Here is a 2,497-nt window from a genome sequence, read left to right as displayed (position 1 = left end):
GACAGGCCCACACCTTCGGCGTCGACCCCGGCGGTGAGCGCCCGGGCGGTGTCCCCGCCGGGGTCGACGCCGAAGGTGTGGGCGGGGTTCCAGTGCGCGACGACCTCGGTGCCGGGGGTGAGGCGGGTGTCGCGTTCGATGTTCTGCTGGTAGACGGAGAGCGCGGCGCAGGCCGGGGTTTCCACGACGTACTGCACGCAGACGCCGAGGTAGCTGGCCTCGGTGATGCGGCCGGTGAGCCGGTTGCGGTCGGCGGGGACGGCGGCGGGGTCGCCGGCCAGGTCCTCGGTGGGGGTGAGGCTGATCTTCTCCGGGCGGACGCCGACGAGGAGGGCCGCGCCCTCGGCGGTGTTCTCGGCGCCGCGGGCCGTGGGGAGGGTGAGTCGTTCGCCGGCGGCCTTGCAGTGGGTGGCACCGCCGCCCGCCGAGACGATCTCGGCCTCGATGAGGTTGGAGGTGCCGAGGAAGTTCGCGACGAACGCGGTGCGCGGGTTCTCGTACAGCTCGGCGGGGTCGTCGAGTTGTTCGACGCGGCCGCCGCGCATCACGGCGACGGTGTCGGCCATCGCCATGGCCTCCTCCTGGTCGTGCGTGACGTGCACGAACGTGATGCCGACCTCGGTCTGGATGCGTTTGAGTTCGAGCTGCATCTGGCGGCGCAGTTTGAGGTCGAGGGCACCGAGCGGTTCGTCGAGCAGCAGGACGCGGGGGCGGTTGATGAGGGCGCGGGCGAGCGCGACGCGCTGCTGCTGGCCGCCGGAGAGCTGGCGGGGCTTGCGCCGGGCGAGGTGGCCGAGCTCGACGAGTTCGAGCATCTCCTGGACCTGCTTGGTGACCGACTTGACGCCCCGGCGGCGCAGTCCGAAGGCGACGTTGTCGTGGATGTCGAGGTGGGGGAAGAGGGCGTAGCTCTGGAAGACGGTGTTGACGGGGCGGCGGTGCGGGGGCAGGTGGGTGATGTCGTCGTCGCCGAGCAGGATGCTGCCGGTGCTGGGTTCCTCCAGACCTGCGATCATGCGCAGCGTGGTGGTCTTGCCGCAGCCGGAGGCGCCGAGGAGGGCGAAGAAGGAGCCCTCGGGGATGGTGAGGTCGAGCGGGTGGACGGCGGTGAAGTCGCCGAAGGTCTTGCTGATCCCGGTGAGTCGGATCGTCATGTGTGCATCGCTTCCGGTTCGTAAGGGCACCGACAGGCAGCGCGGGGAAGGTCCTACGCGCCGATGAGACGGGCGAACTGGCCCTCGTACCGTTCCTCTTCCTTCTCGCTGAGGGGACGGAAGACACGGCCCTTCTTGATCATGTCCTCGTCGGGGAAGATGAGCGGGTTGTCGGCGAGTTCCTCGTCGATGTCGGCCATCGCCTCGCGCGCTCCGGTGACCGGGCAGATGTAGTTGACCCACGCGGCGAGTTCGGCGGCGACCTTCGGCTGGTAGTAGTGGTCGATGAAGGCCTCGGCATTGGCCCGGTGCTTGGCGCGGGCGGGGACGAGCATGTCGTCGGTGCCGAAGAGGTAGCCGGTGTCGGGCAGGTGGAAGCGGATGTTCGGGTTGTCGAAGCCGAGCTGCACGATGTCGCCGGCCCAGGCGACGCAGGCGGCGATGTCGCCCCGGTTGAGTCCGTCCATGTAGTCGTTGCCGGTGAAGCTGCGGATCTGCTTGCGGTCCACGGCGCGCTGCACTGCGTCGACGGCGGCGTCGAAGTCGTCGTCGGTGAAGGACGCGGAGTCGACGCCCATGCCGAGCATGATCAGGCCCATGGTGTCGTGCATCTCGGTGAGGAGGGAGACGCGGCCCTTGAGCTTGGGGTCGGTGAGGAGCTGTTCGGTGCTGGTGACCTTCCGGCCGCCGGTCGCCTTGATGTTGTAGGCGACGACGGCGGCGGTGCCGGCCCACGGGTAGCTGTACTGCCGGCCCGGGTCGTGCGGGGCGGCCCGGAAGCGGTTCTCCAGGTTGGTGACCGCGTTGGTCATGTTGGCCGGGTCCAGGCGCTGGGCCCAGCCGTGCCGGATGAGTCGCCCGGCCATCCAGTCGGAGAGGCAGACCAGGTCGCGCCCGGTGTCGTGGCCGGCCGCGAGCTGCGGTTTGATCTTGCTGTAGAACTCGTTGTTGTCGTTGACGTCCTCGCTGTAGCGGACCTTGATACCGGTTCGCTTCTCGAACGCCATGAGGGTGGGGCGCTTGCCCTTGTTCTTGCCGCTCTCGACGACGTCGACGTAGAGCGGCCAGTTGGAGAAGGTGAGCGTCCGCTCCTTCGCCGAGAGGTCCTTGACGCGGGGGTCCTCGCCGCCCGTGCCGGTCTGCGCGGGCGGGATGCCGCAGGCGGTGAGCGCGGCGCCGCCGACGGCGAGCCCGCCGGCGCGCAGCAGCCGCCGCCGGGTCATGGCGGCGCGGCCGGTGGTCAGGCTCCGCTGCCACGCCTTGCGGACGGGCGCGGGCATGCCGTCGAATAGCTCCACTTCGGGCTCCCGGTGTTTCGAGGATGGGGACGGAGGGGTGGGAGT

Annotated in this window: 2 protein-coding genes; both read right to left on the bottom strand. The window is 69.8% G+C overall.

What is annotated here, in order from left to right:
* The coding region (locus tag FNX44_RS26110) for an ABC transporter ATP-binding protein (RefSeq protein ID WP_143651442.1) at positions 1–1,154 on the bottom strand (1,154 nt) is incomplete at its 3' end.
* A 53-nt stretch (positions 1,155–1,207) separates the two neighbouring features.
* The gene (locus tag FNX44_RS26105) at positions 1,208–2,434 is read right to left on the bottom strand and encodes a polyamine ABC transporter substrate-binding protein (RefSeq protein WP_153507752.1); all 1,227 of its coding nucleotides are present in this window, start codon (positions 2,432–2,434) and stop codon (positions 1,208–1,210) included.
* Positions 2,435–2,497: the final 63 nt, after the last annotated feature.

The organism is Streptomyces alkaliterrae, from assembly GCF_007097205.2.
Classification (GTDB): Bacteria; Actinomycetota; Actinomycetes; order Streptomycetales; family Streptomycetaceae; genus Streptomyces; species Streptomyces alkaliterrae.
Note: the sequence above shows the minus strand (reverse complement) of the source record. Positions and strands in the feature narration are given on the sequence as shown.

What these genes read in the sequence shown, in the direction of transcription:
- FNX44_RS26105 (WP_153507752.1), bottom strand. Translation starts at nt 2,434, where the DNA reads ATGCCCGCGCCCGTCCGCAAGGCGTGGCAGCGGAGCCTGACCACCGGC.